This is a genomic window from Pedobacter sp., assembly GCF_041645105.1.
Classification (GTDB): Bacteria; Bacteroidota; Bacteroidia; order Sphingobacteriales; family Sphingobacteriaceae; genus Pedobacter.
The window spans coordinates 210,861-224,794 of sequence record NZ_JBAZQQ010000002.1 but is presented as its reverse complement, the minus strand read 5'-3'; the positions used below and the strand labels follow the sequence as shown (position 1 = coordinate 224,794).

The following is a 13,934-nucleotide window of genomic DNA, read 5'->3' as shown; positions in this document are numbered from 1 at the left end:
TTCATTTCACTATTCAAAGGGGCCTCAGGGCTGCTTATCATAGCTGATGATCACAGTTTCCAGATCTATCGTCGGAGGCCCGGTCAGCACTTTCCCTGAAACATCAAACCTTCCACCGTGACAAGGACAGTCCCAGCTTTGCTCAGCCGCATTAAACTGAACGGTACAACCTGCATGTGTACAGGTAGGGTTTAGTGCAGTTACCTTTCCAGCATCATCCTTATAAATCGCCAGCTTTTTCCCTTCAAAATCCACCAGCTTTCCTTCCCCTGGTTTAAGGTCAGTAAGCGCCTGCAAATGCGAAGAAGAAAACCGGTCGGCGATAAAATGCCAGGCCACATCCGCATTTTCCTTTACAAATTCAGTAAATCCAGCTACAGGCTTCATCCGGGAAGGCCTGAACAAACTGGCATATTCATTTTCCTTATCCAAAACCAGATCTGAAATGATCTTTGCCGAAAGTGTTCCGAACATCATTCCATTACCATTAAATCCCGTAGCCACATAAGTCCCCTCAGCAGCACCTGGTAATTGCCCGACATAAGGCAATCCATCTACCGGCACATAGTATTGCGCCGACCACTGGTAAACCACCGATTCCACTGCATAATATCGACCAGCATAATCCTTTAAACGCTGGAAGGTAGCTTCCGGATCATCGTGACCGGTTTTATGGTCTTCACCACCCACAATTAAATAAGACTGTTCATCAATTACATGAGTCCGGAAATAATGATAAGGCTCCTGCATATCATAAGCCAGGCCATCAGGATAATTCCCGTCTTTCAACTTCAGCCCTAATACATAACTGCGGTAAGGCGCATTCCTTAAACTCATCAGGTTTATCCCCGGCGGAATATGCGTAGCATAGACCATTTTCCTCGTAAGGATCATGTCAGCATCAGATTTTGCTGCAAAGACCCCGTCTTCAAAACTGCTTTCCCTGATCCTAGTGTTCTCCAGCAATACACCGCCCAGCTTTAGAAACTCCGCCAGCAGTCCATTAATGTACTTTAGAGGATGAAACTGTCCCTGCCCCTTGAAACGGATCACCGAATCAAAAGGCACCGGCACCAGGTTTTCCTCTGCAGACTCCACCGCAATCCCTGCCCGTTGAGCAGCTTCCAGGATTTTCTGCAACTGCTTGCTTTCTTTCTCATTCTCCGCATACAGCCAGGCCGACTTAAATTCAAAATCACAATCTATGTTCAGCTCTTTCACAAAACCTTCGATCATACCCATCGCCTGTTTGCCTCCTGCGGCCAGTAATTTAGCTGCCTGCTCACCGAAATCACTCTCCACTTCCGGATAAGTCGCATCAAAAAAAGTATTCAAATGCGCAGAAGTGCCACCAGTTGTTCCAAAGCCAGCTTGCCTTGCCTCAGCTATCACACAGGAAAGTCCTGCACGCTGCAATAACAACGCTGTGGTAATCCCGGTAATACCCGCTCCAATAACCAGGCAATCGTATAACTTACCTGCCTGATGTCCAACTCCTATTGGTTGATTTCCGCCCCCCCATGAGGCTTCCTGCCAGGGGCTGGTACTTGTACTGTCTCTCAACACAATATTCTGTTTACTATTTTCCATCTTTACCCGTTTAACATAAAAGTGATCAATATAAATTAAGCAGAGCGGTAAGGGTTATCATGATTCAGGAGCCCTTTAACCAAAGCTTTCCACTGCGGATAAGAGAAACCAACCTTAGCGCCCCAGCCCACAAAAGTATTTCGGATATTATCCAGCGTATTGTCCGTATCGGTATTAGGAACCTCATTGCGACCATGTTCTTCCGCATAGATTGTATTACCAATGCGCTTCACCTGGAAAGTAGATGTTGCTTCATCGGTAAGAAAATGTGCAGTGTCTTCATTACGGGTCAGCGGATTTGGGGATGGCCTGGCGGTCATGCTCAACACCTCTGCATCATCCAATACCTGCATTTTAATTTCTTCAATAGTTACCCAGTCATAACCACCGCCGGTTTGGCCACCCGGCCCCGGAATATCAATCCGAATATGATCACCACTTGTCGCTTTACGCTGCACCAGATTTCCCGCTGCATCTGTCAAAAAAAAGTCTGACATCGATCCCCCTGCAATTTCCCTCCAGCGGTTTACATCCAGCAAACGTTCCTTTACCGTTTTAAAAAAGTGAATTGCTTCTGACTCAGAAGCCAGCTGTATCTTTTCAACCGCATTCATTTCTGATCCTGTGTACTGATGCGGCACATGTGCCGCTCCCGGCTCACTATTTTCTTTATTTGTTTCCATAGTTTTATAGGTTAGGTTTATATTTATCACCCAGGCTAACTTCCGTACCCAAGCCCATGGTTCCCAGAATTTCATTGACCGAAAAATAAGCACCGCAGGCAAATTCATCAGCAGCGCCATAATAAATCCTCAGCCGATATCCATCCGCCACATGTCCATTGATTACAAAAGCATCTTCCAACTTCATTAAAATAGCACCCAGAATACTGATGATAATCATTAACCACCCAGGTAAGAAAATGTTTCGTCTGTATGATATTTAAATGAAGTTTCAGCAATTGAGAGTTATCTTAAGTACAGAGACATGACCAGCGGACGAGTTTGAGAAAAAATGAATGGAGGGCTTCCAGTTGAAAATGGATCTAAGCGTATTCTGAATTTAAGACTTGGAAATTATACGATCCGAGTAATCCTACTTAATTTTCGCCCCTTCCAAATTCAACTGCTTAAACAACTCCTTAGTAATTAGCTTCACATTATAACCCAGCTGGTCATAACTACAGTGCCTTAAACCAAGTGGAAAAGGCACACTATTTTCCCTTTTTATCAAATCAATTGTAATCACAGCACTCGGAAATACCAAATCCTCTCCCTGCATCAACCCAAAGACAGACCTGGCAAACCCCTCATCCTCCCCAAGCGAAAAACACCCGTAGGTTTCCATCCCTTTCAGCGTCTTCATATTCAGCGAAATCTCATAACTTGTTTCCATCATCTATCACATAAAAGAGCCGCTCCCTAAAGAGCGGCCCGGTCAACCTAAATTTAAAACCATTAATTACTTAATCTCAATCTGGCGGGATTGCACTTTCGCTTCCTCCCGTTTAGGAATATCAATACACAATACCCCATCATTGTATTTCGCCTCAATTCCATTCTGATCCGCAGTTTCAGGCAAAGTAAAAGAACGCACAAACGAACTATAACTATATTCACGTTTCGCATAATTGCGCTCTTGTTTTTGATCCTCGTGCACCTGCTCAACCGAAATGCTCAACACATCCCTTTCCAGCTTCAATTTAAAATCCTCTTTTTTCAGACCAGGGGCAGCCAGCTCCACATGAAAATGATCCGCACTTTCAGAAATGTTAGCCGCAGGCACCTTAGTCATCATGCGATCCGAAAAAAAAGTATCATTGAAAACAGAATTGAAAACATCATTAAAGCCTGGCATTAATGAATTGTTACTCTTTGGATTAAATTTAACCAGTGTCATAGGTTCTTCCTCCTTAATTTGATTTAATGATTAAAACATACAATTAATTAAACTCATGAACTTCGCGTTCAGTTTTCTCAATACAAGCAAAATGCCAATGCCAAAAACATACGCTCAGACTGAAAAATTTTCAGCAGCAATGAAAAAAATTCAGTTTTATAATGCCAAAAATTCACCTCCAAATCCCAGCTGATCCATTCAACCCCGAAACTATATTCATCCGCAATTGTTACCCCAGTTAAGTAAATGAATCCTTTAACGGGAGCATACACCTATCCAGATGAAACAAATAGCCAATATGAACAATGCGGAAAAAAACCTACTATACCTCAGCTTAGCACTCAGTACCTGCTTGATACTTTTCAATGCCTGCAAAGTCAGCATACCAAAAGGAGCCAAAGCAGTAAAACCATTTGACAGCAAACGTTACCTGGGCAAATGGTACGAAATCGCACACCTTGATTTTAAATATGAAAAGAACCTCGATAATGTAACAGCAACCTATACTGAAAAAAAAGTTGACAATCCACTCATAATCAACCCGCTACTGCCCAATTTTAAACAATAATGAAATTACATTGTTGGATATGATAAATACTACAAGCGATGGAACAATTTAAAATAGAAGTAGCAGATAACGGGCAAGGGAAGTTTTACGACATCAAACCTTTAGGTAACGCACGTTATCAGATTTACATCGAAGGAGAAACCATAGGAACAATTCAACTGGACGAAAAAGACCATGCCCGATGCGAAAGCCAGGGATGCGAACTAGATATGCCACTGTTGAATTCCATCCGAGATCAAATTCAAGCACACGAAAACTGGAAACTTTAACCAAAATCAAAACATTATGCCCTGGCCTAAAGGAACCTATCCACCCTCCTATAAAAACCTTCCCATTAAACTAAGGGAAAAAGCAGTAGAAATCGCCAACGCCATATTAGAAGAAAGTGGCGATGAAGGTCTGGCCATAGCCACAGGCCTGAAAAAAGCCAAAGAACTCAGGCAAAAAAAGAAAGGGAAAGCCTAAACAGCAGCCTCCCTCAAACATATAGTTTTAACCTACATTTTACCATCATGGCCACAACAAAAGAACTTATCGAGCAAATTAACCACCTGTTTACCGAAAACAAACTGGAGTCTTTTATGGACTACTTCGCAGAAGACATCGTCTGGGACATGTACAGCGCATCTGGTCATACCACCTTTAACGGAATAGCAGAAATCAACCAGATGGATGGCAGCAATGTTGCCCAGCACAGCAACTTCCGCTTCAGCACCATCGTGATTGAAGGCGATATGGCCTCGGTACAGGGCAGCAGTACAACTACAAAAAAAGACGGCACACAGTACGAAAGCAACTTTTGCGACATCTACCATTTTAAAAATGATAAAATCGTAAAAATGAGTTCCTATGTAGTGGACAACCTCAAATAGCAAAACAGGTCCTGCCCGCAGTCCTTTTTGATTAACCTCAAACAAAAATGAGGTCAGGCATCAACACAAGGGAATTTTGCATACATTTATTTTATGCAATCAGGTTTACTTTATACACAATACACCTTGGTCCAGCAGTCCAGGCAGGTCGTTTTCCAATTCCTGAAAGAAAACCTCATGGATGATCTGGCAAAGCCACTCCCCATCTTTCTAGACAAAACCATTTCCTATATGTATGTGCATATTGCCAATACCTATATCGCCTGGGCAGGGAATTTTGCAATGAATGGTGCCTCCACTTACTACGATCAGGACCAGCCTTTAAATATAACCCAGATCGAAAAACTGTTTGCACAGGTGGATGAAATCATGGCAGGTTTTATCGCACATTTCTCAGCAGCCCCAATGCAGGACGTTAAAGGCTTAAATGGCCGGAAAAATACATTGAAACTGATGCCTACAGCATATTCACTCATGTCATTACCTACGAGTTTCACCATAAAGGCCAGGTCATGACCATGGCCAGGTTGCTCGGTAACACTTCACCGGATACGGATGTAATGCGCTTTTAATGTTAAATATCCAATTCCCCGCCGTCAGGTAAACACTCCAGTTCAATCCTATCCAGCCTATCCCCCGCATCAACCTTCCTCTCCGGACTTCAGAATCCTCAAAACCAAGCCATTTTAGCTGGAGAAGGAGGCTTAAACGAAGCCCTTACCAAAAACGTATCCTAAGGATACCCTCTGTAAATAAATCACTGAATTCCTGAAGTTCGATTTTTAGAGCGATTTCATTATCAAAAATCAATCTATATCGAATGAATAAGTTCCAGATTGTTCAGGAAATTCCAGTAAATTTGCAACAAAATAACGCCTGTGAAAACTAAATTAATTGAAGAACTTCAGCAGGAAATTGCTGCTGACAAAGTTCGTATCAAAGAATTGATACAGATCAATGAAGAACTGACTGATTTTATCGAAAATGCAGTCCTTCCCCTTCACTGGGTGAATCACCTGGGTATTATCACCTGGGCCAACCAGGCTGAACTCAGTGCATTGGGTTATGAAAAAGATGAATATATCGGACAACCCATCAGTGCCTTCCATGCCGATGCCGAGATTATCGAAGACATTTTATTCAGGCTAAAAAATAATGAAACACTCCACAACTACCGCGCAAGGCTCAAATGTAAAGATGGCTCCATCAAACACGTATTGATCAGCTCTAATGTGTTAACCAGGGACGGAAAATTTATTCATACGCGCTGCTTCACCAGGGATGTCACCGCTATTGTTCAGGAAGAGCAGCGTAAAAATGATTTTGTCTCTATGGTTAGCCATGAACTTAAAACACCGCTGACTTCCATTTTAGCCTTCATTCAGGTCATGCTGTCCAGATCTGCAAAATCCGGAGATGCATTCATCACCCAATCCCTCCGGCGAACCGAGAAACTGGCACTGGGCATGACAAAAATGATCAACGACTTCCTTCATATCTCCAGGCTTGAACAAGCTGAAGTCAACCTCAACATTGAGTCATTGGAACTTCACCTGCTCATTCAAGAGGTTGTTCAGGAATTACAGTTGACGCACCATTCCCATAACATCAAACTCATACATAGCGGACAGGTACGTATTGCTGCAGACTATGCAAAGATCAGTCAGGTGCTGATCAACCTGATCAGTAATGCCATAAAATACTCCCCCGAGTCAAGTACTATTACTGTAGGCTATGAACCTGAGGGCTCAAGGGTGAAAATATTTGTACAGGACAAGGGCATCGGAATTGCAAAAGCAGATCAAAAAAAACTATTTCAACGCTTCCAAAGGATAGAGAATCTCGCGACCAAACACACCACCGGCTTTGGCATAGGTCTATATCTAGTCGCCGAATTCCTGCGTTACCACAACAGCATAATTCAGGTTGACAGTAAACAAGGAGAAGGATCTACTTTTTATTTTTTCCTAGATATCGATCATCAAGATTAAGGATCAGCCAGACCATATCCAACGGCATAAATGAAACATATCTCCAATTGTTGATATTCTTAAACAGCTCAAGATTTGTTGTAGCATCAAGATCACCTTTTGCTAAACCTTTGACTAAATCCAGACTCACGTACCTGTCAGGATACTTAGTCACGAACAGCCGGTATGCAGAGAACTCGAATCTGGTTTTACATTTGGCCTATTAAAAATCCAGAAAACAGTGTGGCTAATAAACTTAACCAGGCAGGTGCTTCAGTTCGCTAACAAATTCTTTTGCGAGCTGTTAGCTCAGTAAAAGCCTTTAACAAAAGGCTGTACTGGTTAGAAAATTAAAGAATGTTGTTTATAAAATTCATTTTATAAAAATACGAAACACTATATTTGATATTTAAATTATGGACATAACCAGCTATAAAAACCGTTTCAACGAACTAATTCAGGCCGCCCCCACAGCAACTGCTATCTACCATACCCGGGACATCGTCATTACCGCTGTGAATACAAGCATGCTTGCTTTTTGGGATAAAGGCGAAGATATCATAGGGCAAACCTTACTGGAGGCTGTACCAGAACTCCAAAACCAGCCCTTTATTGACCAATTACAAACTGCTTATGACAGCGGCATCGCTTATCATGCAGAGAAAGCAAGAGCGGAATTGCTGGTCGATGGTAAGCTCCAGTCGTTTTATTTTAACTATACTTATAAGCCTATTGTTGGTCCTGACGGAAAAACAGAAGCAATTATTCATTCTGCCATCGACGTAACACCCCTGGTTGACACACAACTTCAATTAGAGGATATTCAGGAGCGAATGCTCCTGGCGCTGGAATCTGCAGAAATTGGCACATGGAACTTAGATTTGATCAATCATTCCGTACACTGGGACCAGCGTTGCCGGCAACTTTTCGGATTTGAAGGCAATGACGAGGTAGACTACAATGCAGTACTCTCATGCATACATCCAGATGATAAACAAAAAGTAATGGACGCGGTTAGTACAGCAACAAGTTCCAACGGTGCCGACACCTACGATGTACGCTACCGCACTGTCGGCAGCTACAGCCGGCAAGTCCGCTGGGTTCACTGTAAAGGCCGCGCATACTTTAATAAACAAGGCATCGCTTACCGTTTCGCCGGTACCGCGCGCGACATCAGCGCTGAGATCAAAACTTCATTGAGCGAACAGCAGCTACTTGCATTAGTCAATTACAACGCGGATCACATGTCAATAGCAGACATGTCCGGCAAATTGATCTATATGAACCAGGCGGCAAGAACAATGCTTGGAGTTCCTCAAGATAAAGATATCACCACTATGACCGCTAGGGATTTTTACCAACCAGAAGAACTTCAGCGGGTACAGCAAACCATCATTCCCCGGATCGACAGCGACACCGGCTGGACAGGCGTTCTTCATTTAATGAACTGTCAGACTCAAGAAAACATACCATGTAAAGTCAACTATATCCTGATTAAAAATCCAATCACCGGTGAAATCATTGGTAGGGGAGCCACCGCACGTGACCTCCGCCCCGAACTAAAAGCCAAAACAGAACTGCAGCGACTAGCTAACATAGTAGAAATTAGCGAAGACTTTTGTAATTATACCGATCTGGAGGGAAATACCATTTACATAAATTCAGCTGGGCAAAAACTAATCGGCGTAGATTCAGTAAATATCTCCAAAGCCAATATCTACACGTATCATTCCGAAGAATCCTCAACCCTGATCCGTACAACTATTATGGACCAACTGCTTGAATGCGGCAAATGGTCAGGCACTTTGGAATTGAAACACCTGGAAACTGCAGAATTGATTCCCATCCACAAACAGCTCTTTATCATTCGTGACCAACTCAGTAACGAACCGATAGCTATAGCTGGAATCGCCAGAGATCTTCGTGCAGAAATCAATGCTACAAAAGCAATGGATCTGAAAAACGCTGAACTCTACCAGGCAGTTAAAGAACTTGAATTCCTTGCCAATGCTGTCCCGGCCGTAGTCTGGACTGCTACTCCCGATGGCATGTTAGACTACATCAATGAGCGTTGGTATGAGTGCAGCGATGTCCCAATCAGCGACTCGCTCGGAACTAAATGGGCGGCCACATTGCACCCAGATGATGTACGCTTAACGCTAAAAAGCTGGCAAAGCAGTATCTCCTCTGGGGAACCTTACCAAGTGGAATTCAGATTGAAAGATAAATTTGGGAATTATAGATGGTGGCTGGTAAGAGCTCTTGCACTAACCAATAAAAATGGCCAGATCTCAAAATGGTATGGCACAAATACCGACATCACCGAGCAGAAAGAACTGGAACGCCAGAAAGATAATTTTCTGAGCGTCGCAAGCCATGAACTTAAAACCCCGGTTACCAGTATTAAAGCATACGCCCAGGTTTTGGAAACCATGCTAAAGCGATCAGGAGACGAAAAAAATGCTGCATTGATGGCAAAAATGGACAAACAAATCAACAGACTGACTTCGCTGATTGGCGATCTTTTAGATGTAACTAAAATCAATTCAGGCAGGTTGGAGTTTCAGAACGTATCCTTTGATTTCAACGAAATGGTCTGTGACTCCATTGCGGATTTACAACTTAGTGCTGAAAAACACGAGATACAAAGCAAACTTGGTGAGGTAGGAATGATTATCGGGGACAGGGAAAGAATTTGCCAGGTTGTAGTCAATCTTTTGACCAATGCTATCAAATACTCACCAGATGCCAACCGCATTATTGTATATACCGAAAATCATGTGGATGAAGTACAGCTTTGTGTACAGGATTTCGGAATCGGATTAAACCGGGATAAAAAAGACCGGGTCTTCGAGCAATTTTACCGAGTGTCCGGCACCAAGGAACACACCTTTCCAGGACTAGGGCTTGGACTATATATTTCTTCCGAGATTGTCAAACAACTCGGCGGCAGAATCTGGGTTAACTCAGTGGAGGGAAAGGGTTCCACTTTCTGCTTTGCCATCCCAAAAGTGCTACACACTACATCTAAAGACGAATGAAAATAACTAAAAAAATCTTTATAGCCGACGACGACGACGCCATTGTCGATTCCATAACAATGATGCTGGAAGTAATGGATTACCAAGTTGACAGCACCAGTAACGGCACACAAGTAATTAAGGCACTTGAGGACTGTCCTGATCTGTTATTATTAGACATCTGGATGTCCGGAATTGACGGCAGGGAAGTTTGCCAGCAAATCAAAGCTAATCCTGTTACAGCAAAGATTCCTGTTCTGATGGTATCGGCAAGCAGACAGATAAAGGAATCTGCTCTTGCCTGCGGGGCAGATGATTTCCTAGCCAAACCGTTTGAAATGTCAGATCTGATCGAAAAAATTGAGCAACTTACAAACTAGCATACCCAAAATAATGCATAGAATGAATGAATGAATGAATGAATGAATGATAACTCAGCGCTGTTGCGTAACATGCGACACTAGCTGAATGATCAAGAAAGAGCTCAAGAAATTGAAAATGAAAATTATAAACATATCCTGACGGCTATGTCCTGTAGCGACTCTTTTGATGCACAGCGTTAAGCATACACTTATAATGAAAAGCCCAGCCAAAATAGACCGGGCTTTTCTCCCTCTCAACAAATCTCCCTGTGTGTTCACCCTCAACTCATCCTCACTCGTTCTGTTTAATAAACGACTGGAATAGCTAAACAGATTTACAAAAAGCGTATCGTTACAGGGAAATGACAATCCGCTAATAAGCTGATATTACAAACCATTGTAAACAATAGTCTAATCACACTGGTGAGAAAAAAACCAAATAATTCCAGTAAAGAAAGAAAGTAAAAGACAAAGATTAAAGCACCAATTCCATACCATCGCGCAGGCATTCTACCTTAATCTCATCTAACCTATCCAGCATCTGCTGGTCAAAATGCGTCAATAGCATCCTCTCACAGGAGAATTCGGCCAAACGGCTTTCCAACTCCAGGTAATGCATATGCCCTTTCACCTTCAAATCAAGGAAACTGCACTCACAGATAAATACATCAGCCCGTTCACTTAAAGCAAACAAGACATCCGTCCAGGAAGTGTCACCCGAATAAGCCATCACCTTCCCTGCAACTTCAATTCGCAGACCATGAGGCAAAGCCCTTTCAGAATGAATCACATCAAAAGCCTGTAAACTCCAGCTTCCTAAATCCATTATTTCGTTAACATTATATTCCAAGAACTCCATATCCAGCTTTCCCAGCACTTCAGTCCCGGGATAAAGCAGATCGAGTAAAGCAGCGATCCGCCGCTGACCACCAAGTGGGCTGATGATCTGAAATTTCTTAGTTCTGCCATTGACTGCCGCATCCAGCAAAACGAAAGGCACGCCACCGTAATGATCACCATGAAAATGACTGATCACGATAGCGTCAATATCATCCACCTGAATGCCTCGTTGTTTGAGTCCAGGTAAACTACTCGCACCACAATCCACCATAAAGCGGATTGAACCCGCATCTACATAAAAACAGGTATTTAGCCTCCCGCCACTTCCGAAGGCATCACCACAACCAATTACTTTCAGCTTAACCTCAGTCATCGCCAAATATTTAAAAGTCCGCCTGCTGATTGACCATATACCGGATCATGATGAGGTAATCCCACCTGAGCTATCTTTCCACTTACATCCTCAGGCCGCTTATCCTCCAATCGGATCAGGTCGGGCTCCTTACCATCGGGATATGCCCCAACTACCGAAAAGTCCTTACTGTGATGAATGGACATATGCCCCGTCCCTGCCGGGAGTATCAACACATCTCCTGGGTGAACTTCCAGCTGTCGCCCCTGTTCACCACCCAGTTGCAGGGATGCTGTACCGGAATATACACCCAATACTTCATGCGTATTGCTGTGATAATGATGATAATCATATACCCGCCAGCGAAACGCATTGGTCCAGCCATTTTGCTCAAAACGATCTTCCAGCCAGTCCGCCGCATGCTCCGGCTCAAATTCAATTACCTTTCGGTAAACAACGACAGGAAAGCTATTATTGGGCGTAACCCCGTCATCCATAAAATGATAAATTTCAGCGGTATCCATAAGCCATTAAATTTCGCAAACGTAAATAAATTGGCCGATCTCTTCAGCCAAAGATGCCGGGACCTGCCCCAGGCCATTCCAGCAAAATTAAAGTTGAAATGCTATTGTTTAAACTTTAGTTCTCTAAACTGTACGCTCCATATCGGCAGGACCATACTTTTGCGGGCCTTCATTATCCGCTGATACAGTTTTTTTAGGTTTTGCCCATGTGGCTTCTTCTGTTTAACCGGGCTAAGGGTTTGATCTTTCATGATGCCAGTTCCTTTCTTAGTTACCTGTATTACAATTCCCGCTGTAAGATTGTTCTAAGAAATACATAAATAATTGTATACTAAATCAGTAACTATCAATTCATCAATCAAATCGCCGCTGAAACACCAACAGATTTACAGCTCGTGCATGTTGAAATTTTAAAACAAAACATTTGAATTGATTTTTAATTTGCTTAAATTCGATTGAAATCGAAAGCCCATGAAGATTACCCCTGACTCATTAAAAGCACACGATTATACCCGTAAAATGCGTGCCCTTTCCCGTAAAGGTGCCGCCCTGAAAAAGAAGTCACGGGAATTAAATGAAGTCCTGAATGCAACACTTAAAAAGTGTGCCGAACTGCTTAATCCCAATAAGGACAAACAAGAATAAAGCTTTTATTTACAATTGTGCGGAAGCTTTGCCCTTATGATCCCAATGGTCTTTTACCACCCTACCTTCAGTGTCTGTCAGCAAGCGTCTTGCGTACCGCTCACCCTTAATTTTACCATTGGCATCCTTTTGTCCCATAAATAACAGAATGGGCCGACCCCGGTCATCTGTTTTAAACGCCAGATCATACCTGCCAGATCTGATTTCAATCATGGAATCTGCTGCATACTGTTTACCGAGTACCTTTAAAATGGTTTCTTTTAACATCAGCATTAGTTTTATATGTTACTGGTACAATTGCTGCTCCTCAGTATAATAAGATTTACGGCCCCCGATCTCCTCTACCAGTATCTTTTTACCGGTGGGACTTTCTTTGATCCCGGCCCCATGGATTTTTAAAAAATCCTTAATCTCTCCACCCAGCTCATCGGGTAACATTTTGCTGATCTGCTCAATTTCCTTACGCAACAACTTTCCGATCACCTGATGCAGCTCCTTTACTTTCGCTTTAGGAATCGCTTTAGCGGGCGAGAAGGGAGAAATCCTTGCCTCCCATAAAATTTCATCCGCATAAGTATTGCCGATACCCCGGATGATATGCTGGTCCATCAATACCGTTTTTATCGGCGCTTTCTTTTTCGCGAAAACCCCTTCCAGATAGGCCACACTCATTTCTTTGGAAAGCGCATCCGGCACATCCGAGGCTGCAGGATTTAAGGTAGGAGTTGCAGCTTTTTGAAAGTCAGACAATGCAAAACCGTCCCCTGCTTTAAAATAAAATGAAATAATGGGATATTTTATTTTATCATTCGCTTCAATCAGCTTTAGCTCTCCATGCAGCATCAGGTGTAACCCTAATACCCTTTCAGCTCCAAAATGCAGCTGAATGGTTTTTCCTTCTCGTTTTACCGCAGTCAGCTGATGCCCTTCTAAAGTTTCCTTTAGCTCCTTTTCCGGCACATTCAGCTTTTTAGCGACCAGCACTTCCAGGCGCTCCAGGGTCTTATGCTTAAACCGTTTTTCCAGGTTAGCAGCGAAGACTTCAAGATCAGGTAATTCGGGCATATACAGATGTATTAAAATTAAAGACTTAATCAGAACAAAATTGAAAAGATAAAGTTTCAGAGATTGTGAACCTCCTTTATTTTTAGCTTCAAAGCGAAAAAGTCTGTATCTGGTTAAGTGGTCAGTATTACCTCAAACCGGTATCAGACATTGAACTCTAAGCATATTCTCAATTCGCGAATTGAGAATCAAGCAAATTCAGCACTCTAATTTCTTACATCCAATCG

19 protein-coding genes are annotated in these 13,934 nt (G+C 42.8%); 10 read left to right on the top strand and 9 right to left on the bottom strand.

From position 1 onward, the window contains the following. Window positions 1-24: 24 nt before the first annotated feature. From WC623_RS07070 to WC623_RS07050, 5 genes are all read right to left on the bottom strand, one after another. Window positions 25-1,590 (bottom strand): FAD-dependent oxidoreductase, encoded by a 1,566-nt coding sequence (locus WC623_RS07070; protein WP_372849370.1) that lies wholly within the window; start codon window positions 1,588-1,590, stop codon window positions 25-27. 35 nt (window positions 1,591-1,625) lie between these two features. Continuing rightward, window positions 1,626-2,273, bottom strand: coding sequence for a hypothetical protein (locus tag WC623_RS07065; RefSeq protein WP_372849368.1), 648 nt, complete (start codon window positions 2,271-2,273; stop codon window positions 1,626-1,628). Between the two features lie 4 nt (window positions 2,274-2,277). Next, a complete protein-coding gene (locus tag WC623_RS07060) occupies window positions 2,278-2,493 on the bottom strand; it encodes a hypothetical protein (protein WP_372849366.1) in 216 nt (71 codons plus the stop codon). Window positions 2,494-2,685: 192 nt separating this feature from the next. Further along, window positions 2,686-2,988, bottom strand: coding sequence for a hypothetical protein (locus tag WC623_RS07055; protein WP_372849364.1), 303 nt, complete (start codon window positions 2,986-2,988; stop codon window positions 2,686-2,688). A 63-nt stretch (window positions 2,989-3,051) separates the two neighbouring features. After that, window positions 3,052-3,489 (bottom strand): Hsp20/alpha crystallin family protein, encoded by a 438-nt coding sequence (locus WC623_RS07050; RefSeq protein WP_372849362.1) that lies wholly within the window; start codon window positions 3,487-3,489, stop codon window positions 3,052-3,054. A gap of 280 nt (window positions 3,490-3,769) precedes the next feature. Here WC623_RS07050 and WC623_RS07045 point away from each other — a divergent pair, with 280 nt between their 5' ends. The 9 genes from WC623_RS07045 (at window position 3,770) to WC623_RS07005 (ending at window position 10,299) form a co-directional block, all read left to right on the top strand. Then, entirely contained in the window at window positions 3,770-4,057 is a 288-nt protein-coding gene (locus WC623_RS07045; RefSeq protein WP_372849360.1) for a lipocalin family protein, read from the top strand. 38 nt (window positions 4,058-4,095) lie between these two features. Next, window positions 4,096-4,326, top strand: a complete 231-nt coding sequence (locus WC623_RS07040) for a hypothetical protein (protein WP_349787846.1) — start codon at window positions 4,096-4,098, stop codon at window positions 4,324-4,326. Window positions 4,327-4,342: 16 nt separating this feature from the next. After that, a complete protein-coding gene (locus WC623_RS07035; protein WP_349787989.1) occupies window positions 4,343-4,522 on the top strand; it encodes a hypothetical protein in 180 nt (59 codons plus the stop codon). Window positions 4,523-4,569: 47 nt separating this feature from the next. Continuing rightward, window positions 4,570-4,929 (top strand): nuclear transport factor 2 family protein, encoded by a 360-nt coding sequence (locus tag WC623_RS07030; RefSeq protein ID WP_372849357.1) that lies wholly within the window; start codon window positions 4,570-4,572, stop codon window positions 4,927-4,929. Window positions 4,930-5,022: 93 nt separating this feature from the next. Further along, window positions 5,023-5,445, top strand: coding sequence for a hypothetical protein (locus WC623_RS07025; RefSeq protein ID WP_372849355.1), 423 nt, complete (start codon window positions 5,023-5,025; stop codon window positions 5,443-5,445). Then, on the top strand, window positions 5,409-5,501 hold the full coding sequence (locus tag WC623_RS07020; RefSeq protein ID WP_372850566.1) for a DinB family protein: 93 nt from the start codon (window positions 5,409-5,411) through the stop codon (window positions 5,499-5,501). Before WC623_RS07025 ends, WC623_RS07020 begins: the two co-directional genes overlap by 37 nt. Before the next feature lie 306 nt (window positions 5,502-5,807). Further along, window positions 5,808-6,920, top strand: coding sequence for a sensor histidine kinase (locus WC623_RS07015; protein WP_372849353.1), 1,113 nt, complete (start codon window positions 5,808-5,810; stop codon window positions 6,918-6,920). 395 nt (window positions 6,921-7,315) lie between these two features. Beyond that, complete coding sequence (locus WC623_RS07010) at window positions 7,316-9,940, top strand: PAS domain-containing protein (RefSeq protein WP_372849351.1); 2,625 nt, start codon at window positions 7,316-7,318, stop codon at window positions 9,938-9,940. After that, window positions 9,937-10,299: a PleD family two-component system response regulator gene (locus tag WC623_RS07005; RefSeq protein WP_372849349.1), complete on the top strand. Its 363-nt coding sequence runs from the start codon at window positions 9,937-9,939 to the stop codon at window positions 10,297-10,299. The genes WC623_RS07010 and WC623_RS07005 overlap by 4 nt, the downstream gene beginning before the upstream one ends. A gap of 457 nt (window positions 10,300-10,756) precedes the next feature. Here WC623_RS07005 and WC623_RS07000 read toward each other — a convergent pair whose 3' ends face one another. Together WC623_RS07000 and WC623_RS06995 are read right to left on the bottom strand one after the other, a co-directional pair. Beyond that, window positions 10,757-11,494: an MBL fold metallo-hydrolase gene (locus WC623_RS07000; RefSeq protein WP_372849347.1), complete on the bottom strand. Its 738-nt coding sequence runs from the start codon at window positions 11,492-11,494 to the stop codon at window positions 10,757-10,759. Then, window positions 11,491-11,970: a cupin domain-containing protein gene (locus tag WC623_RS06995; RefSeq protein WP_372849345.1), complete on the bottom strand. Its 480-nt coding sequence runs from the start codon at window positions 11,968-11,970 to the stop codon at window positions 11,491-11,493. Before WC623_RS06995 ends, WC623_RS07000 begins: the two co-directional genes overlap by 4 nt. 498 nt (window positions 11,971-12,468) lie before the next feature. Between WC623_RS06995 and WC623_RS06990 the strand changes: the two genes are divergently transcribed. Next, window positions 12,469-12,642, top strand: a complete 174-nt coding sequence (locus WC623_RS06990; protein ID WP_372849343.1) for a hypothetical protein — start codon at window positions 12,469-12,471, stop codon at window positions 12,640-12,642. A 9-nt stretch (window positions 12,643-12,651) separates the two neighbouring features. On the opposite strand, the gene WC623_RS06985 is transcribed toward WC623_RS06990, so the two are convergent. Then, window positions 12,652-12,909 carry a hypothetical protein gene (locus WC623_RS06985; RefSeq protein WP_372849341.1) on the bottom strand — a complete coding sequence of 86 codons (258 nt, stop codon included), beginning with the start codon at window positions 12,907-12,909 and terminating at the stop codon, window positions 12,652-12,654. Window positions 12,910-12,927: 18 nt separating this feature from the next. Further along, window positions 12,928-13,707, bottom strand: a complete 780-nt coding sequence (locus WC623_RS06980) for an Fpg/Nei family DNA glycosylase (RefSeq protein WP_372849339.1) — start codon at window positions 13,705-13,707, stop codon at window positions 12,928-12,930. Between the last annotated feature and the right edge of the window lie 227 nt (window positions 13,708-13,934).

What these genes read in the sequence shown, in the direction of transcription:
- WC623_RS07045 (WP_372849360.1), top strand. Translation starts at nt 3,770, where the DNA reads ATGAAACAAATAGCCAATATGAACAATGCGGAAAAAAACCTACTATAC.
- WC623_RS07060 (WP_372849366.1), bottom strand. Translation starts at nt 2,493, where the DNA reads ATGATTATCATCAGTATTCTGGGTGCTATTTTAATGAAGTTGGAAGAT.
- WC623_RS07000 (WP_372849347.1), bottom strand. Translation starts at nt 11,494, where the DNA reads ATGACTGAGGTTAAGCTGAAAGTAATTGGTTGTGGTGATGCCTTCGGA.
- WC623_RS06995 (WP_372849345.1), bottom strand. Translation starts at nt 11,970, where the DNA reads ATGGATGACGGGGTTACGCCCAATAATAGCTTTCCTGTCGTTGTTTAC.
- WC623_RS07035 (WP_349787989.1), top strand. Translation starts at nt 4,343, where the DNA reads ATGCCCTGGCCTAAAGGAACCTATCCACCCTCCTATAAAAACCTTCCC.
- WC623_RS06985 (WP_372849341.1), bottom strand. Translation starts at nt 12,909, where the DNA reads ATGTTAAAAGAAACCATTTTAAAGGTACTCGGTAAACAGTATGCAGCA.
- WC623_RS07025 (WP_372849355.1), top strand. Translation starts at nt 5,023, where the DNA reads ATGCAATCAGGTTTACTTTATACACAATACACCTTGGTCCAGCAGTCC.
- WC623_RS07005 (WP_372849349.1), top strand. Translation starts at nt 9,937, where the DNA reads ATGAAAATAACTAAAAAAATCTTTATAGCCGACGACGACGACGCCATT.
- WC623_RS07040 (WP_349787846.1), top strand. Translation starts at nt 4,096, where the DNA reads ATGGAACAATTTAAAATAGAAGTAGCAGATAACGGGCAAGGGAAGTTT.
- WC623_RS07050 (WP_372849362.1), bottom strand. Translation starts at nt 3,489, where the DNA reads ATGACACTGGTTAAATTTAATCCAAAGAGTAACAATTCATTAATGCCA.
- WC623_RS07070 (WP_372849370.1), bottom strand. Translation starts at nt 1,590, where the DNA reads ATGGAAAATAGTAAACAGAATATTGTGTTGAGAGACAGTACAAGTACC.
- WC623_RS07010 (WP_372849351.1), top strand. Translation starts at nt 7,316, where the DNA reads ATGGACATAACCAGCTATAAAAACCGTTTCAACGAACTAATTCAGGCC.
- WC623_RS06990 (WP_372849343.1), top strand. Translation starts at nt 12,469, where the DNA reads ATGAAGATTACCCCTGACTCATTAAAAGCACACGATTATACCCGTAAA.
- WC623_RS06980 (WP_372849339.1), bottom strand. Translation starts at nt 13,707, where the DNA reads ATGCCCGAATTACCTGATCTTGAAGTCTTCGCTGCTAACCTGGAAAAA.
- WC623_RS07055 (WP_372849364.1), bottom strand. Translation starts at nt 2,988, where the DNA reads ATGATGGAAACAAGTTATGAGATTTCGCTGAATATGAAGACGCTGAAA.
- WC623_RS07065 (WP_372849368.1), bottom strand. Translation starts at nt 2,273, where the DNA reads ATGGAAACAAATAAAGAAAATAGTGAGCCGGGAGCGGCACATGTGCCG.
- WC623_RS07030 (WP_372849357.1), top strand. Translation starts at nt 4,570, where the DNA reads ATGGCCACAACAAAAGAACTTATCGAGCAAATTAACCACCTGTTTACC.